The 17,028-nt window shown below is 62.6% G+C and carries 17 protein-coding genes; 12 read left to right on the top strand and 5 right to left on the bottom strand.

Features of this window, described 5'->3' with window-relative positions; translation table 11 throughout:
* Positions 1-8 precede the first annotated feature (8 nt).
* Together B2J77_RS13245 and B2J77_RS13240 are read left to right on the top strand one after the other, a co-directional pair.
* The gene (locus B2J77_RS13245; RefSeq protein ID WP_058639740.1) at positions 9-734 is read left to right on the top strand and encodes a dienelactone hydrolase family protein; all 726 of its coding nucleotides are present in this window, start codon (positions 9-11) and stop codon (positions 732-734) included.
* A 108-nt stretch (positions 735-842) separates the two neighbouring features.
* Positions 843-1,847: an amidohydrolase family protein gene (locus tag B2J77_RS13240; protein ID WP_058639739.1), complete on the top strand. Its 1,005-nt coding sequence runs from the start codon at positions 843-845 to the stop codon at positions 1,845-1,847.
* A gap of 94 nt (positions 1,848-1,941) precedes the next feature.
* On the opposite strand, the gene fabB is transcribed toward B2J77_RS13240, so the two are convergent.
* The 5 genes from fabB to B2J77_RS13215 form a co-directional block, all read right to left on the bottom strand.
* On the bottom strand, positions 1,942-3,162 hold the full coding sequence (gene fabB, locus B2J77_RS13235; protein WP_058639738.1) for a beta-ketoacyl-ACP synthase I: 1,221 nt from the start codon (positions 3,160-3,162) through the stop codon (positions 1,942-1,944).
* A gap of 11 nt (positions 3,163-3,173) precedes the next feature.
* Complete coding sequence (gene fabA, locus B2J77_RS13230; protein WP_023533607.1) at positions 3,174-3,689, bottom strand: 3-hydroxyacyl-[acyl-carrier-protein] dehydratase FabA; 516 nt, start codon at positions 3,687-3,689, stop codon at positions 3,174-3,176.
* Between the two features lie 207 nt (positions 3,690-3,896).
* Positions 3,897-5,828, bottom strand: coding sequence for an ATP-binding protein (locus B2J77_RS13225; protein ID WP_078478822.1), 1,932 nt, complete (start codon positions 5,826-5,828; stop codon positions 3,897-3,899).
* Positions 5,825-6,715 carry a hypothetical protein gene (locus B2J77_RS13220; protein WP_058639736.1) on the bottom strand — a complete coding sequence of 297 codons (891 nt, stop codon included), beginning with the start codon at positions 6,713-6,715 and terminating at the stop codon, positions 5,825-5,827. Before B2J77_RS13220 ends, B2J77_RS13225 begins: the two co-directional genes overlap by 4 nt.
* Entirely contained in the window at positions 6,715-8,829 is a 2,115-nt protein-coding gene (locus tag B2J77_RS13215; protein WP_058639735.1) for a TonB-dependent receptor plug domain-containing protein, read from the bottom strand. The genes B2J77_RS13220 and B2J77_RS13215 overlap by 1 nt, the downstream gene beginning before the upstream one ends.
* 201 nt (positions 8,830-9,030) lie before the next feature.
* Here B2J77_RS13215 and B2J77_RS13210 point away from each other — a divergent pair, with 201 nt between their 5' ends.
* The 10 genes from B2J77_RS13210 to kdpA all read left to right on the top strand — a co-directional run bounded on the left by B2J77_RS13210 (position 9,031) and on the right by kdpA (position 17,027).
* Positions 9,031-10,056 carry an NAD(P)H-dependent glycerol-3-phosphate dehydrogenase gene (locus tag B2J77_RS13210; protein WP_078478821.1) on the top strand — a complete coding sequence of 342 codons (1,026 nt, stop codon included), beginning with the start codon at positions 9,031-9,033 and terminating at the stop codon, positions 10,054-10,056.
* 36 nt (positions 10,057-10,092) lie between these two features.
* Positions 10,093-10,440, top strand: coding sequence for a DUF4389 domain-containing protein (locus tag B2J77_RS13205; RefSeq protein ID WP_058602678.1), 348 nt, complete (start codon positions 10,093-10,095; stop codon positions 10,438-10,440).
* Positions 10,437-10,895: a phosphohistidine phosphatase SixA gene (gene sixA, locus B2J77_RS13200; RefSeq protein ID WP_078478820.1), complete on the top strand. Its 459-nt coding sequence runs from the start codon at positions 10,437-10,439 to the stop codon at positions 10,893-10,895. The genes B2J77_RS13205 and sixA overlap by 4 nt, the downstream gene beginning before the upstream one ends.
* A 132-nt stretch (positions 10,896-11,027) precedes the next feature.
* Positions 11,028-11,402, top strand: coding sequence for a hypothetical protein (locus B2J77_RS13195; protein ID WP_058639964.1), 375 nt, complete (start codon positions 11,028-11,030; stop codon positions 11,400-11,402).
* Positions 11,403-11,493: 91 nt separating this feature from the next.
* Positions 11,494-12,282, top strand: a complete 789-nt coding sequence (locus B2J77_RS13190; RefSeq protein ID WP_058639962.1) for an alpha/beta fold hydrolase — start codon at positions 11,494-11,496, stop codon at positions 12,280-12,282.
* The gene (locus B2J77_RS13185; RefSeq protein ID WP_078478819.1) at positions 12,279-13,133 is read left to right on the top strand and encodes an alpha/beta hydrolase; all 855 of its coding nucleotides are present in this window, start codon (positions 12,279-12,281) and stop codon (positions 13,131-13,133) included. Before B2J77_RS13190 ends, B2J77_RS13185 begins: the two co-directional genes overlap by 4 nt.
* Positions 13,134-13,242: 109 nt before the next feature.
* Positions 13,243-14,037, top strand: coding sequence for a DUF4892 domain-containing protein (locus B2J77_RS13180; protein WP_078478818.1), 795 nt, complete (start codon positions 13,243-13,245; stop codon positions 14,035-14,037).
* A gap of 11 nt (positions 14,038-14,048) precedes the next feature.
* Positions 14,049-15,098 carry an AI-2E family transporter gene (locus tag B2J77_RS13175; protein ID WP_078479437.1) on the top strand — a complete coding sequence of 350 codons (1,050 nt, stop codon included), beginning with the start codon at positions 14,049-14,051 and terminating at the stop codon, positions 15,096-15,098.
* A gap of 134 nt (positions 15,099-15,232) precedes the next feature.
* Positions 15,233-15,322 carry a K(+)-transporting ATPase subunit F gene (kdpF, locus tag B2J77_RS13170; protein WP_058639621.1) on the top strand — a complete coding sequence of 30 codons (90 nt, stop codon included), beginning with the start codon at positions 15,233-15,235 and terminating at the stop codon, positions 15,320-15,322.
* A gap of 10 nt (positions 15,323-15,332) precedes the next feature.
* Complete coding sequence (gene kdpA, locus B2J77_RS13165) at positions 15,333-17,027, top strand: potassium-transporting ATPase subunit KdpA (protein ID WP_078478817.1); 1,695 nt, start codon at positions 15,333-15,335, stop codon at positions 17,025-17,027.
* Position 17,028 lies beyond the last annotated feature (1 nt).

The raw sequence follows: 17,028 nt of genomic DNA, 5'->3' as shown, positions 1-17,028 counted from the left end.
AGTACAGCATGAGCAAGGTAGTCGTCGAATCCCTGGTCCATCACCTGTCCGGCAAGACCTTCGAGAGCCGTTTGGCCTATGAGCCCGGCGCCTTGGGTCGGCCTGGCCTGGTGATGGCGCCCAACTGGATGGGCGTGACCGAAGGGGCCGAGCGCATCGCCAAGGAAGTGGCAGCGCAAGGTTATGTGGTGCTGCTCGTCGATCTCTATGGTCAGACCGTTCGCCCGGCGAATGCCGATGAGGCGGGCGCTGCAATGATGCCGCTCAAAGAAGACCGCGCCGAGTTGCGCAGGCGCATGGAAGGCGCCCTTGCCCAGTTGCTGGGCCAGTCCAAGGCGCCGCTGAGCCCCGGCAAGGTGGCGACCTTCGGGTTCTGCTTCGGGGGATGCTGTGCGCTCGAACTGGCGCGCGCGGGGGCTGATCTGCGAGCAGCGATCTCCTTCCATGGCACACTGGACACGCCTGATCCTGAGGATGCCAAACGCATCAAGGGCTCGGTCCTGGTGCTGCATGGCGCATCCGACCCCTTGGTGCCCCAAGAGCAGCTCCCGGCGTTCGAAAATGAAATGAACGCCGCCAAAGTCGATTGGCAACTGGTGAGCTATGGCGGTGCGGTGCATTCGTTCACTGACCCGGATGCCAACGTGCCTGGCAAGACGCAGTACGACCGGCGCACCTCCGAGCGGGCCTTCCGCGCAATGCACAACCTGCTGGCCGAGGTATTCCAGCGCTAGCGCGCACGTGACCGGAGCGATTGCCAGCGCTGCGTTGATGGCAGGGCTGGCGAACCGCACGCTGCCCTTGCAGGTCTAGTAGGTTTGCCCCTTACAAGGAAGCCAACCATGATCGCCAGAGCACTGGCCTGCGTAGCGTTGACCGCCTGGCTTGGCCCAGGTGCCGAGGCCCGTGAATACCGCTACAGCGATGCGCACCTGCATTACGTGGATTTCTTTCAGGAATCCGAAGGTATGCCGGCGCTGCTCAGGGCCATGGACGCTGCAGGCATCGATCAGTCGATGATCTCCGGCATCCCCGTTGCCAAGAAATGGCATGAAGACGAGCCCAAGCGCCCCCGCTATTACGCCGGCGACGATGCCGACGCCTATTGGTACAGTGCCACCGATACTTACGTGGCAGCGGCGCTGCAGCAGTTGTCGGGCGAACAGCGCAAGCGATTTCACCCCTTCCTGACCGGCTTCAATCCAGTCGACAAGAATGCCGTGAGCCATATCGAGCGCATGCTCGACCTTTATCCAGGCCTCTGGCAGGGTATCGGCGAGGTATTCACACGTCACGATGACCTGACGGCGTTGACCAGCGGTGAAACCCCGCGTGCCAACAACGAAGCCATGACGCGGGTCTATCACCTGGCCGCCGAGCGCGACCTGCCGGTGCTGTTGCATTCCAATATCACCTCCAAGCGCGAGCGTAACCCTTTGTACCTGGCCGAGATCGAAGAGCCCCTGCGCAATCATCCGCATACGCGCTTCATCTGGGCACACGCTGGCAGCAGCATGGAAATTCACCGGCACCAGACACAGATGGATTTTCTGCTGCCCGTGCTGACGCGATTGCTCGAAGATTACCCGAACCTGTATGTGGACCTGTCGTGGAGTGTGCTCAAGCCCTACCTGCTCGATGAGCAAGGCGTCCCACGCGAACCCTGGCTGGCGCTGGTAAAGCGGTATCCGACGCGGTTCATGCTGGGCTCGGATGTGGTCGGCCGCTTCGATAGCCTGGGGAAGGAGATGGACAGTTTCAGGTCATTTCTGGATGCCTTGCCCGAGGACGTGGCCAGGCGCGTGGCCAAGGACAACTTCCTGGCTGTACTGCCCAAGGGGAAATGACACAGGTCCCGTCGTGCCCCATGGGATCTTTTTTACAACGTAAATGAAAACGCCCCGAACCAGTCGGGGCGTTTTCTATTGGCGCGTCAGCGAATCACTTGCCTTCCCAGCGCTTGAGCACCAGGGTGGCGTTGGTGCCGCCGAAACCGAAGCTGTTGCTCATGACCGTATCGATCTTGGCATTTTCTTCGGTCTTGCGCAGGATTGGCAAGTCAGCGACCGCCGGGTCCAGTTCGTCGATGTTGGCCGAGCCGGCGATGAAGTTGTTCTCCATCATCAGCAGGCAGTAGATCGCCTCGTGTACACCGGCAGCCCCCAGGGAGTGACCGGACAAGCTCTTGGTCGAGCTGATCTTCGGTGCATTTTCGCCGAACACTTCACGAACGCCCTTCATTTCGGCAACGTCGCCCACTGGGGTAGAGGTGCCGTGGGTGTTCAGGTAGTCGATCGGGGTATCGACGGTCGACAGCGCCTGCTGCATGCAGCGGATGGCGCCTTCGCCGCTTGGGGCGACCATGTCATAGCCGTCGGAGGTGGCGCCATAGCCGACGATCTCGGCGTAAATCTTGGCGCCACGGGCCAGCGCATGTTCCAGCTCTTCGACCACCACCATGCCACCGCCACCGGCGATGACGAAGCCATCGCGGTCTGCGTCATAGGCACGCGAGGCCAGTTCCGGGGTTTCGTTGCGCTTGGTCGACAGGGCGCCCATGGCATCGAACAGGAACGACTGGCTCCAGTGCTCTTCTTCACCGCCGCCGGCGAACACGATGTCCTGCTTTCCCCACTGGATCTGCTCCAGTGCAGTACCAATGCAGTGGGCCGATGTAGCGCAGGCAGAAGAGATCGAGTAGTTGATGCCCTTGATCTTGAACGGCGTCGCCAGGCACGCCGAAACAGTGCTGCCCATGGTGCGAGTTACCCGGTAGGGGCCTACACGTTTGACGCCTTTTTCGCGCAGGGTATCCAGCGCTTCCATCTGGTTCAGGGTCGATGCACCACCGGAGCCGGCAACCAGGCCGGTACGCGGGCTGGAGACCTGCTCTTCGGTCAGGCCGGAGTCCTTGATGGCGTCCTGCATCGCCAGATAGGCGTAGGCAGCCGCATGCCCGACGAAACGGAAGACCTTGCGGTCGATCAGTTCCTCGAGATTGAGGTCGATGGAGCCGGAAACCTGGCTACGCAGCCCCATTTCCTTGTATTCCGGGTTGTAACGAATACCCGGACGGCTGTTGCGCAGGTTTTCGGTGACGGTAGCTTTGTCATTGCCCAGGCACGACACGATGCCCAGACCAGTGATAACGACGCGGCGCATGCGAATAACCCTTAGAAGTTGTCAGTGGAGGTGAACACGCCGACCCGCAGGCCTTCGGCGGTGTAGATCTCGCGGCCATCGACACTGACCGAACCATCGGCGATGGCCATGTTCAGCTTGCCTTTGAGCACGCGCTTGATGTGAATGTTGTAGGTGACGTTCTTGGCGGTGGGCAGCACCTGACCGAAGAACTTCACTTCACCGGAACCCAGTGCACGACCGCGGCCCGGCAGGCCTTGCCAGCCCAGGAAAAAGCCGACCAGCTGCCACATGGCATCGAGGCCCAGGCACCCTGGCATCACGGGGTCGCCTTCGAAATGGCAGGCAAAAAACCAAAGATCAGGATTGATGTCCAGCTCGGCGACCAATTCACCTTTGCCGTACTTGCCGCCTTCTTCACTGATGTGGGTGATGCGATCGACCATCAGCATGTTCGGCGCGGGCAGTTGCGCATTACCTGGGCCGAACAGCTCACCGCGACTGCAGCGCAGCAGGTCTTCCCGAGTAAAGGCGTGTTGTTTGGTCATGCGAGCTCCTCAATAACCCCCTGCGGCAGGGGATGAATCTTCCCGGCCGGCCCGTCACGCATCGCGAGCGGGTCGGCAGCCTACAGGTAGACTATTGCGTTGTAGTGAAAGTCACAGCGCACCTGTCGAAAGAAGTACAGGTGTGCACTGAAATGTCTATTTTCAGGTCCGAAAGGAGTCCTGTCCAGTGTTTAAGACTGCCGCACTTTAGCATTTATCGCCAGTCGCGGTTGCCTGTCCTGGCAGCCAGCGCGCCAGCACCTGCTGCAATTCACTGCGGCGCAGGGGTTTGCTCAGGTAGTCATCCATCCCTGCGGCAATACACCGTTCGCGGTCACCCTGCAACGCATTGGCGGTCAGGGCGATGATCGGTACGTGCGCGCCGTTTGTCAGCAGGCGCAATTGACGCGTGGCCTCGTAACCGTCCATGTAGGGCAGGCCACAGTCCATGAAAACGGCGGCGAAATGCTGCAGCCTGACCTGCTCCACGGCCTGCTGACCGTCATCGGCCGTGCTCACCTCAACGCCCAGGCTGCGCAACATGGCCTCGGTGACGTTCTGGTTGACGGCATTATCTTCGACCAGCAATACCCTGGTGGGTTCGGTCCAGGCAAGCTGGCCGGGCGGCGCAACGTGGCGGGCCCGGCGCGTCAATGCTGGCAATGCCAGGGGCATCTCCAGCGTAAAGGTCGAGCCATGGCCTTCGAGGCTCTGGCCATGCAGGTGCCCACCCATGCGTTCGGCCAGGGTGCGCGCGATGGACAGGCCCAAGCCGGTGCCGCCGTAGCGACGGGAAATCGAGCTGTCGGCCTGCTGGAACGCGACGAACATCATCTCCAGGCGATCGTTGTCGATGCCGATACCCGTGTCCTGCACGCTGCATGTCAGCCAGATGCGCTGCTCATCCATCACCTGCCAACGGGCCTCGACCTGCACCTGCCCCTGTTCGGTGAACTTCAGGGCATTACCGATCAGGTTCAGGAGAATCTGCCGGATCCGGGTAGGGTCGCCGTTCACCTGCAACTGGGCGGTGTTCTCGGCCAGGCTCAAGTCCAGCGTCAGCCCTTGTTGCTGCGCTGCATGCTGGAATGACTGGACGCAGTGGGTGATGAGCTCGCCGAGGTTGAAGTCGATGTGCTCGAGCTGCAAGGCCGCCCGTTCAATCCGCGAGAAATCGAGGATGTCATTGATGACCCGCAGCAGATGCCCCGTCGACTCGCTCGCCACTGCGGTGTAGTCGGCCTGCTCGCTGCTCATCGAGGTGGTTTCGAGCAATTGCAGCATGCCCAGTACACCGTTGAGCGGTGTGCGCAGCTCGTGGCTCATCATGGCCAGGAAATCGGACTTGGCGCGGTTGGCCTGCTCGGCCTCTTCGCGAGCCTGGATCAGCTCGGCAATGGCTGTCTTCTGCTCGGTACTGGCCTGCTCCAGCGCACGGGCCAGATTATTGATGTGCCGGGCCAGATGCCCCAGCTCGCTGTCGTCCACCACCGGAACGGGCGTATCGTAGTGACCCTGCTGGATGGCCTTGACGGCATGGCCCATGTCGCTGATGGGTTTGGCCAGGCTCAGGGCCAGGCGGCGAGCCAGCAGGAAGGTGAACAGCAGTGCGAACAACGCCAGCACGGCGGCCTTGATCACGATCTCCTGCTGACGCTGACTGAACGCATCGTCCGACATGCCGACGATAACCCGCCCCAGGTAGTCATCGCCAATAGCCGGGGCCGCCGCCAGGCCTTCCTGGAGAAAATCGCTTTCGAGTCGAATCTGTTGCAGACGAATCGGCGCCTGAAACACCTCCACCTGCTGGGCGCGGTTGGTGCTTTCGTCAGACTGCTCGACGTACACCAAAATATGGTTGCGGCTGTCCTGCACCTCCAGAAACCGCACGTGGGGAATGCTCAGGGTGGCGCGCATCAGGCCTTCGAGCACTTCATTGTTGCCTGAGATGACCCCGTATTCGGACGCGGGCGCAAGCTGGTTGGCAATCAATTGGCCGGTGTGGTTGAGCTCCTGACGCAAATCCTGGATGCGCACGAACGTGAAGAAGCTGATCAAAAGCAGCGTCAGCAGCAGCGCCGGGCCTAGGCTAATGATCTGTGTGCGCGTATGAATGTCCCAGTTCAGGCCCTTGGTCATGGGGTGCGCTCTCCAGCAGCCAGGGCTTGGGCAGCGGCGTCGGGATCAATGGGCTCCAGGCCCAGCGCCCGTGCCACCTGCTGATTGCCGCTGACCCCGAAATGAGCTGGGTAGAGGCTGCGGGGCCAGCGCGCAGGCGATTGCCCGAGCAGGCTGTCGAGCACGCTCAGCCAATCTTGCTGGTCGCTAAAGGTGCTGGCCAGCGCGCCGGCACGGACGAATCCGGCATTGGGGCCGATCAGGGCCATTTGACGGCCGTAACTGCTGAGCAACAGGTTTTTCGCTGTCTTGGAATTGTACAGGTCCGAATCATCGAGCCCGAGCAGCACGTCACTGCTGCCCAGAAGGTATTGCAAGGGGCGGCTGTCACGCGGGTCGGGCCAAGCCTGTGCCACGATCTCCAGGCCAAGCGGTTGCGCGGCACGGCGCAGCTCATCCAGCAGAAACCCACTGTGCTCACCGTACAGCACCCCGATGCGCCTGGCTTGCGGCAACAGGTAGCGGGTCAAGCGCAGTTGCCGATCCAGCGGCGGGTCGCTCCACAGCAAGGTGAGAAACCCGGGGCGTGACTTTCCCAGGCGCTGTTCCACCTGCACCCGGCTGACCCTCATGGCCAGTGCCGGTGGCCCGGCGGTTTGCGACAGGCGCCATTGCAGTGCCTCATCGTCCAGCAACACCAAGCGCAGGTCCAGGTCAAGCCGGCCCGGCGCAGGCAGCTCGCTGGCAGCCTGGAAATGCACGTGGTCATTGGGGCGTCGACTTTCCAGGGCAGCGATGAAGCTGCGGATGCCCGGCTGGTCCTGGGCGCCGACCAGCAGGATTTCGCTAGCGGACAACTGTCCCAATGGCCACAGCCATAGCACCAACAGGCGCAGCAACCGAACCATCAGAACTCCAGCTCCGCGCTCAGGCTCAGCCGATGCCGGCTGTCGTAGCGGTTCTGCACGGCCGTGGTGGGCTCATCATCCAGGCGTTGCTGCCACAGGGCTGCCAGTTCCAGGTTGCTCTCGTACACGCGCCAACGCTTGGCCACGCGCAGGTCCAGGCGTTCGTAGCGGTACTGATTGAGGGCATCGTCTCCATAATAGAAAGCACCACTGGACCAGCCGTGGCCCCAGTCCCTCATCCAGCCGACTGAGCCGCTGTTGCTGGCGCTGAGGTTGCGGTCGGCAGGATTGCTGGCCCAGGCGTCGACATGGGCGAAGGTCAACCGCAGCCGGTCGCGCAGGGTAGGGCGCCAATCGAATTGGGCCTCGCTGCCGCTGAAGCGCGCGCGGTTCGCATTGCTGGCGATGTACTGGTTGTTCTTGAGCGGCTCGCTGATCATGCCGGTGATCTCATCAAAGAACACCTTCAGGTCCATGCTCAGGTCCAGATCGCTGAAGTAGCCGTTGTAGCCCAGCTCACGCGAGCGCATGTGCTCCTGCTCCAGGTCACCAGGGCCGCGGGTCTTGACGAAGTATTCGCCATGCTGCTGGCCAAAGGCGTAGGGCATCAGGTTCTTGACGGTGTAGCTCCAGTTGACGTTGTTTTCGAACATGTCAGGCGAACGTACCGCCTCGGAATAGACGGCGCGCAGGCCATGGCGCGGAGTGATCAGGTAATTGATCGCCAACCGTGGGGTAAGCGAGCTGCCAGAGAGCCGCGAATCCTCGAACATGGCGCCGCCCTGCACGATCCAGTGCTCGTCGGCTCGCCACTCCAGTTGCCCGAAAAGCCGCCAGGTCTGATCGTCCACGCTGCCATTGAAGTAGGTCTGCGAGTCGGCACGATCATAGCGATAGTTCATGCCGCTGAGCAGGCGCAGACTGTCGGTCAGGCTGTAGGTGTCCTGGATTTCCAGGTCATAGCGGGTTTCACGCGTGCTCTGGTCGACATCGCCGCACACCACGTCACTGCCGCCCTGGTTGTTCCACTGCTCCTTGATCGCATCGACCAGGGCCTGCTCCTGAGGGTTGCTGCTAGGGGGCGGGTTGTTCGCGCCGCGGGCTACCCGTTCGGCGTAATTGGGGTTCATTTGCCAGAGGCGGGTGAGTTCAGGGCTGAAGGACAACGCCGCGTCGCAGGCCCGCCACACTTGCTGGCGGTCGAAGTGCTGCGCCGAACCCTGGACGTACAGGCTGTGTTCAGCGGCAAAGTCGATGTTCCAGCGCACCGAGCCTGCATAGTCCATGGACTTGACGTCGGCATCCTTGCCGCGCTGGGTCACGAACGGGAACACTGGCTGGTAGGTATAGGGCCGCTGGTTGGTGCCTTCTTTGGCGGCCAGTTGCCAGTCCAGTGTCTGGTCCTGCGCCAGGGCATGGCTGGCGCTCAGGTTCAAACGTGTGGCGCGGCGGCTGTCACGGTAGTGCTGGCCGAACTGGTCATGGTCGAACCCATCATCCTGCAGGCCCGAGATGGACAGACGCATATCGCCGTTGTCCCAGCCAAAGCCCTGGCTGGCATAGAAGTCGTCGATGCCGTTTTGCCCGCGCGTGACTTTCAGGCGCGTGCCGTGGCTGTCGGCAGGATTGCGGGTGAGGATGTTCACCACGGCCATCAGGGCATTGGCGCCATAGCTGACCGTGTTCGGCCCTCTGAACACCTCGATTCGGTCGATGTCTTCCAGCGCCAGCGGGATATCGCTCCAGTCTACCGTCGCCAGCCCGGCCCGATACACCGAGCGGCCGTCGATCAGCACCTGCATGCGGCGCGCTTCGTTGACGTTGCTGCCGTGGTAATTGACGGTCGGTTGATTGCCAGCCAAATAGCCCACCATCATCCCTGGCACGAGCCTGAGCAGCTCGGGGATGTCACGCGCGCCGCTGGCCCGGATCAAGGCGCCGTCGAGCACGGTCATGCTCCCTGGCACCGCAGCCGGGGATTGTTTGAGGCGTGTTGCAGTCAAAACCTGTGGCAGGTCGCTGTTGTCGATGAACAAGTCATCTGCCAGCGCAGGTGCACCGAGCAGGGCGGTCAACAGCAACAGCCGCGGGTAGGGAGGCGAGCCAGGGAGCACGGAGCGGCCTTGTATCGTGGGTAAGCCGGCATGGTAAATGAACTTTGCCGTTTTGCCAGTGATCTGCGGCGGTATTGATGCTGGCCGATCAGTGGGCATGCACCTGGCCTGGGCGAGCAATGCCCGACCGGCCTTGGCGCAGGGCAGGTGACCCGTATAATGCGCCGGTCGCCATTTATTTTAGGTGTTAACGGATTGGATATGACTGATCAGCAACCTGTTGCAGTTCTGGGCGGCGGCAGCTTCGGCACGGCCGTGGCAAACCTGCTGGCACAGAACGGTGTGCCCGTGCGCCAATGGATGCGCGACCCGGCACAGGCCCAGGCGATGCGTGAGCATCGCGAGAACCCGCGCTACCTCAAGGGCATTGGGCTGCACGAGGGGGTAGAGCCGGTCAATGACCTGCTGGCCACGCTCCAGGCGTGCGACCTGATTTTCGTGGCCTTGCCCTCCAGTGCCTTGCGTAGCGTATTGGCGCCACATGCCGACCTGCTGCGTGGCAAAGGACTGGTCAGCCTCACCAAAGGGATCGAGGCCCAGACGTTCAAGCTGATGAGCCAGATCGTCGAGGAGATCGCCCCGCAGGCGCGCATAGGTGTGCTCTCCGGGCCCAACCTTGCCCGGGAAATTGCCGAGCACGCCCTGACTGCCACTGTGGTGGCCAGCGAAGACGAGCGCCTGTGCCAACAGGTGCAGGCTGTGCTGCATGGCAGGACCTTCCGCGTGTATGCCAGCAGTGACCGTTTTGGCGTGGAACTCGGTGGCGCCCTGAAGAACGTCTACGCCATCATCGCTGGCACGGCCGTGGCGCTGGGCATGGGCGAGAACACCAAGAGCATGCTGATCACCCGCGCACTGGCCGAGATGACCCGCTTTGCAGTCAGTCAGGGCGCCAACCCCATGACCTTCCTGGGCCTGGCCGGCGTGGGCGACCTGATCGTCACCTGCTCCTCACCCAAGAGTCGTAACTACCAGGTGGGCTACGCGCTCGGCCAAGGGCTGAGCCTGGATGAGGCGGTGAGTCGGCTGGGGGAAGTGGCAGAGGGCGTCAACACCCTCAAGGTACTCAAGGCCAAGGCCCAGCAGGCGCAGGTGTACATGCCCCTGGTCGCCGGCCTGCATGCCATCCTGTTCGAAGGCCGCACGTTGAATCAGGTGATCGAGCACCTGATGAGCGCCGAGCCGAAGACCGATGTCGATTTCATTTCCACCAGCGGCTTCAACTGAACCCTGATAACCCTGGCAAACGGCAAGGAGCGACACATGAACGATACCCCTGAACATGCCCAGCGCGAGTCCCTGATCCTGCGCGTGGTCTGGATGCTGGTTTTCCTGGTGGTCTGGCAATTGGCCGAGTTGCTGCTGGCCGGTCTGGTAGTAGTCCAGTTGATCTATCGACTGATCTACGGTGCGCCCAGCGCCAGCGTGATGGACGTTGGCGATAGCCTGAGCCAGTACCTGGCTCAGATCGGACGTTTCGGCACCTTCCATACCGATCAGAAGCCCTGGCCGTTTGCCGATTGGCCAGCACCACGCCCGGCGGACGGCGAGGCGCCCCATGTGGCGCGCGCGCCTGCGCCTGCTGAACCTGACCGAGAGCCCAAGCTGTGAACCTGTGGGTGTTGCGCCACGGTGAAGCCGAGCCGCGAGCCACCCGCGATGCCGAGCGGCGCTTGACCGCGCGCGGTCACGAGCAGGTTCTGCACAGCGCTGCACACCTGGCAGGCAAGCCACTGCAGGCGATCATTGCCAGCCCTTATGTTCGGGCGCAGCAGAGCGCTGCGTTGGTCCATGAGGCATTGGGGTTTAGCGAGCCGGTACGCACGGTGCCGTGGCTGATGCCCGAGAGCGATGTGCAACACACGATCGGCCAGATTGAACGCCTTGGTCTGGATCACGTGCTGCTGGTCAGCCACCAGCCGTTGGTCGGCCACCTAGTCGGGTTGCTCGAGCACGGTCACCTGCAGCGGCCGGCCGCCATGGGCACGGCAAGCCTAGCGGAGCTAGAAGGGGATTGGCCCTTGGCGGGATTGATGTCGCTGCGCGCCTTGCACATGTCCTGCTGATTGCCTGCGCTGGCTACGTCATACAGGTTTGCAATGGAGGCAACTGGCATTTTTGTTAGTTGTTTCAATCGATTGCGACTTGCTAGCTTAGTCACAAAGAACAGGCATAAGGTTGGGTCGATGACGGGCGAAATGTTGAAATTGTTGTGCTCGCTGAACCTGCAAACCACCACGGAGAAGGTCGAGCAAGGCATCGCCCTGGACCACGCCCAGCACAGCTTGCTGCGGGAGGTCTCCGACGCCAAGTTCTATCACCTGATGCGCAAGATCGAGGCGAACACGGCGCTTGAGGAAGGTCGACGTCAGCAAGCCGAGCAGGAACTGCTTGCCTTGCAGCTAGCCTGCACCCGCGTGGCCCACCTGATACAAACCAGCTGCCTGGCGCTGCGCAGATTGGATCTTGACGCTGAAGACCAGCGTCTGGCGCGCGAGGCGCTGGAAAGCCAGCAAGCCTTCATCAAGGCGTGTCTGCGCCGCTCGCTGGGTAGCTTTGATCGATCGGCCTGACCTGATCGCCCTTGCCGATGACCTTTCCGAACGTTGCCTGGGGCTTGGTGGACAACCACAATGGGCCACTCTCTGCGCCCGGAAGCCCACCATGCCGCAACCGATATTCTTTGCCCATGCCAATGGGTTTCCGTCGGCAACCTACGGCAAGTTGTTCGCCGCCCTGGCGCCGGACTACTCTGTGCAGAGCTTGCCCCAGCACGGCCACGATCCGCGCTTTCCGGTAGACGCCAACTGGCAGAGCCTGGTGGACGAGCTGTTGTACCACCTTGAGCAGCAGCCAGGCCCCGTATGGGGTGTGGGACATTCGTTAGGGGGTGTTCTGCATTTGCATGCCGCCCTGCGGCGACCTGAGCTCTACCGGGGCGTGGTCATGCTCGACTCGCCCGTGCTGACCCGCGCAGACCAGTGGCTGCTGCGCGCTGCCAAGCACCTGGGCTTGATCGACCGCATTACCCCGGCCGGCCGGACGCTAGGTCGGCGCGCCGAATTCGAAGATCGGCTCAGTGCCCGTTCCTATTTCGCCAGCCGATCACTGTTCCGCCACTTCGACCCCGACTGCCTGGATGCCTACGTCGAGCATGGCCTGCACGAGCATCAGCACGCGCTGTGCCTGCGCTTCGATCCTGCTATCGAAATCAGCATCTATCGCAACGTACCCCACCTGAGCCCTGCGCCTGTTCAGCAGTTGCACCTGCCGCTGGCCATGGTCCGTGGTCAGGCCAGTACCGTGGTGCGTCGTCATCATGCCTTGGCGGTGCGGGGCATGCCGAAGGGGGAATATCACAGCGTTCCGGGTGGCCACATGTTCCCGCTTGAGCACCCGGAAGATACCGCCAGCCTGATCAAGGGCCTGTTCGATCGGTGGGGTCAGGCATGAATATCCAGGTCGAAGACATACGCTTGAACCTTGGCCATATCGAGCTGGCCGGCCACGTGTTCGGCCCCGAGGACGGCCTGCCGGTGATCGCATTGCACGGCTGGCTGGACAACGCCAACAGCTTCGCGCGCCTGGCGCCCCGCCTTCGGGGCCTGCGCATCGTGGCCTTGGACATGGCCGGTCATGGCCATTCGCAACATCGTCCGCCGGGTGCCGGCTACGCGCTGGCCGACTACGCCTACGACATCGTGCGCGCAGCCGAGCAACTTGGCTGGGAGCGCTTCGCCCTGCTGGGGCATTCACTGGGCGCTATCATCAGCGTGCAACTGGCCGCCGCATTGCCCGAGCGTGTCAGCCACCTGGCGCTCATCGATGGCCTCATCCCGCCTACCGGTGAGGAGCAGGATGCTGCCGAGCGGCTGGGGATGGCGCTGCGCGCCCAGATGCGCCTCGATACCAAGCGCAAGTCGGTGTACAGCACCCAGGACCAAGGCGTGGAGGCACGCATGAAGGGCATGGTCGCGGTGAGCCGCGAAGCGGCCGAGCTGCTGGCCCAGCGTGGGCTGATGCCCGTGGCCGGTGGCTACAGCTGGCGCAGCGACAGTCGCCTGACCTTGCCCTCGCCGATGCGCCTGACGCAAGCCCAGGCGATGGCCCACGTGCGGCACGTCAAGTGCCCCGGCTGCCTGGTGGTGGCAGCGCAGGGTATGCTGGCGCGTCGCGAGGGGTTGCTTGAGCAGCTACCCTTTGAACAAGTGACCTTGCCCGGTGGCCATCACCTGCACCTGAACGATGAGCAGGGCGCAACGCTTGTAGCAGACTGTTTCAATCGCTTCTTTGGCTTTGCTTGACTTGCACCGGACAAGTGTCGAGGCTTGGCGGGTTGATCAGGGAGACAACCATGCAATTGCCAGACATGTACATGCTTCACCTTGACGCCGAGCGCCGCGTGGGCCGCCTATGAGTGCGCCTGCCGCCTTGCGTTGCCTGTTGGCCGTCAGCGCGCTGCTTGCCAGCACCACGCTCTGGGCCGGCAGCCTGCCAGTGCCAGTGGACGCCAAGGTTGTCGATCAGCGCCCGGCTGTGGAGCAGGAGCGCGTCTATCCATTGGGGCCACTGCGCAAGATTAGCGGCCGCCTGCGGGTGGAGGATAAAGTAGAGAGCCGTGGCCAGGTCAGTTCCACCACCTATGAGCTGCCGGTTGAGCGCTCCGCGCGGGAGGCTTTCACGCGCGCGCGCGAGGCCTTGCAGCAAGACGGCGGGTATCCGTTGTTCTGGTGCCAGGGCCGCGACTGTGGCGAGGCTAGCCTGTGGGCCAACGATGTCTTTGCCAATGCTCGGCTCAATGGTGGCGATGAGCGCCAGGCGTTCATCCTGCTGCGCCGCTCTGCCGAGCAGGCCGATACGTTGGTCGCACTCTACAGCGTGACCCGTGGTAATCGCCGGGCCTACCTGCATGTGGAGGAGTTCGTCGCCGCCAGCCCGTTGGGTGAACTGCTGCCTACTGCTGCAACCGTGCTGCGTGAAATGCGTGACACCGGCAAGCTCGATTATCCTGATCTGAGCGAGCCGCAGCCGGCTTGGGCAACCCTGCTTGCACGCAGCCTCAATCTGGACAGCACCTTGCGCGCCACCCTGAGCGGTGCCCAGGCCGAGGCCTGGCGTGAAGCACTGATAAAGGCCGGTGTACGCAGCGCTCGCCTGGAGCTCGGCGATTCGCCGACCGATGGCCTGCACCTCGAACTGATCCGTTGACGGGCAAGACCATGGTTGACAATGATCGCCTGCTGATCCAGATCCTTTTGCTGGCATTGCTAGGCGCCGGCCTATGGGTCATGGCCCCCTTCATTTCGGCGCTGCTGTGGGGCGCCATCCTCGCATTCGCCAGCTGGCCCTTGATGCGGTTCCTGACCCGCGTGCTGGGTGGGCGCGAAACCCTTGCCGCCGGATTGTTGACCAGCGCCTGGATCCTCATCGTGGCGCTGCCCTTGGTCTGGCTGGGCTTCAACCTGGCCGACCACATTCGTGATGCGACCTTGTTCGTGCGTGATGTGCAGGTCGATGGCCTGCCGGATGCGCCTTTGTGGCTGGTCGACATCCCGTTGGTAGGCGAACGCATGGCCAGCTGGTGGTCGTCGCTGGACCAGCAGGGCGCCGCGCTGCTGGCATCGGTCAAACCCTACTTGGGGCAGGTGGGCAACTGGCTCCTGGCCCGCAGCGCGCAGATCGGAAGTGGCGTGCTGGAACTCACCCTGAGCCTGGTCTTCGTGTTCTTCTTCTACCGCGACGGGCCGCGGCTCTCGGCGTTCGTGCTTCGGCTGCTGCACCGGCTGACCGGCGAGCGCGCCGAGTATTACCTGAACCTGGTGGCCGGCACGGTACAACGGGTGGTCAATGGCGTGATCGGTACGGCGGCGGCGCAAGCCCTGCTCGCGTTGATCGGCTTTCTCATCGCAGGCGTGCCGGGTGCCATCGTGCTTGGTTTGATCACCTTCATGCTCAGCCTGATCCCCATGGGCCCGCCGCTGGCCTGGCTGCCGGTGACCGGCTGGCTGATCTGGAAGGGTGACTACGGCATGGCGATCTTCATGGGTATCTGGGGCACCTTCGTGATCAGTGGCGTGGACAACGTGCTCAAGCCCTACCTGATCAGCCGTGGCGGCGACTTACCGCTCGTGATCGTGTTGCTCGGCGTGTTCGGCGGCCTGATTGCCTTCGGCTTCATCGGCCTGTTCATCGGCCCGACGTTACTGGCCATCGGCTACAGCCTGCTGCTGGACTGGAGTCGCAACGTGCAGCCTACCCCGACTGCCTAGGCCTGCCGCCTGGTCGAGCATGTTTCTTTACGTGTTCTTTATGCCAGGCCTGCCCCCACGATCTCGAGCCTTTACGCTGGCCTGACCGAAAATCCCCATAAAGCGGCCGCAGCCGCATCAACGGGGATTGATTCATGAACTTGCTCGAAGGGTTGTCACTGCTGATCGCGGTGGCCATGGCGGTGTACCTGCTGACGGCGCTACTACGCGCCGATCGCAGCTAAGGGGGCGCCAATGCACGCCTACGATATCGCCTTGCTGATGGCCTTCTTCGCCATTGTCCTGCTACCGGCCCCTTGGCTGGGAAGGTACTACTTCAATGTCATGGAAGGCCGGCGCACCTGGCTTACGCCATTACTGGGACCGATTGAAAATGTCTGTTACCGGGTGGCTGGGGTCTGCCCATCGCAGCAGCAGGGCTGGCGCCACTATGCCCTGGCGCTTCTGATCTTCAATTTAGTTGGGTTCCTACTGCTGTTCGGCGCGCTGGTGGCCCAAGGCCTTCTGCCATTGAATCCGCAGCGCTTACCCGGCCTTGAGTGGTCGCTGGCCTTCAACACCGCGGTCAGCTTCGTGACCAACACCAACTGGCAGGCCTACAGTGGCGAGGCCTCCATCAGCTACCTGAACCAGATGCTCGGCCTGACCGTGCAGAACTTCATCAGTGCGGCCACGGGCCTGGCCGTGCTGGTAGCCTTGTGCCGTGGTATCGCCCGTCGCAGCAGTGCGGCCTTGGGTAATTTCTGGGTGGACATGACCCGGGCCACGCTTTATGGGCTGTTACCCCTGTCCCTGCTACTGGCGCTGCTGTTGGTATGGCAGGGCGTGCCCCAGACCTTCAGCGACTATGCCCATGCCCTGACATTGCAAGGGGCCGAGCAGCTGATCCCGCTCGGCCCGGCAGCCAGCCAGATTGCGATCAAGCAACTGGGTACCAACGGCGGTGGCTTCTTCGGCGTCAACTCGGCGCATCCGTTTGAAAACCCGACAGCGTGGAGCAACCTGTTCGAGGTGTCGGCGATCATCCTGATTCCCGTGGCGCTGGTGTTCATGTTCGGCCATTACGTGAAAGACCTGCGCCAGAGCCGCGCCATTGTGGCCTGCATGCTTGCATTGTTTCTGGTCGGCGGCGCATCGGCTTTGTGGTCCGAACACCAGCCCAACCCGGCGCTGCACGTCAGCGAGGTGGAGCAGGCAGCCCCTCTGGAAGGCAAGGAAAGTCGCTTCGGTATCACGGGTTCGGTGTTGTGGACAGTCACTACCACGGCAGCCTCCAACGGTTCGGTCAATGCCATGCACGACAGCCTCAACCCACTGACAGGCATGGTGGCCATGGTCAACATGATGGTCGGCGAAGTCATCTTCGGCGGCGTCGGGGCAGGCCTGTACGGCATGTTGCTGTTCGTGCTGATCGCAGTGTTCCTGTGCGGGCTGATGATCGGCCGCACGCCGGAGTACCTGGGCAAGAAGCTTCAAGCCCGCGAGGTACAGCTGCTGGTGGCGACGTTGCTGGTGATGCCGGTCGGCGTGCTGGTACTGGCCGCCGTCGCTGCCAGCCTGCCAGGGCCGGCCACAGCGGTGAGCAACCCTGGCGCCCATGGCTTCAGTCAGTTGCTTTATGCCTATACCTCCGGGGCCGCCAATAACGGGTCGGCCTTCGCAGGCTTTGGCGCCAACACGGTGTTTCACAACCTCATGATCGGTCTGGCGATGCTGATCGGCCGTTTCGGTTACATCCTGCCTGTCCTGGCGCTGGCTGGGAGCCTGGCAGCCAAGCCACAGGCACCTCAAGGCCCCAACAGCTTTCCCACCCAAGGGCCACTGTTCACCCTCCTGCTGCTGCTGACCATCCTGCTGGTAGGCGGGCTGACCTTCCTGCCGACCTTGGCCTTGGGGCCGGTTGCCGACCATTTGAGCCAGGCCTATTGAG

The organism is Pseudomonas parafulva, assembly GCF_002021815.1.
Classification (GTDB): Bacteria; Pseudomonadota; Gammaproteobacteria; order Pseudomonadales; family Pseudomonadaceae; genus Aquipseudomonas; species Aquipseudomonas parafulva_B.
The sequence above is the reverse complement of the archived record's forward strand: the minus strand, read 5'-3'. Positions and strand labels throughout refer to the sequence as shown.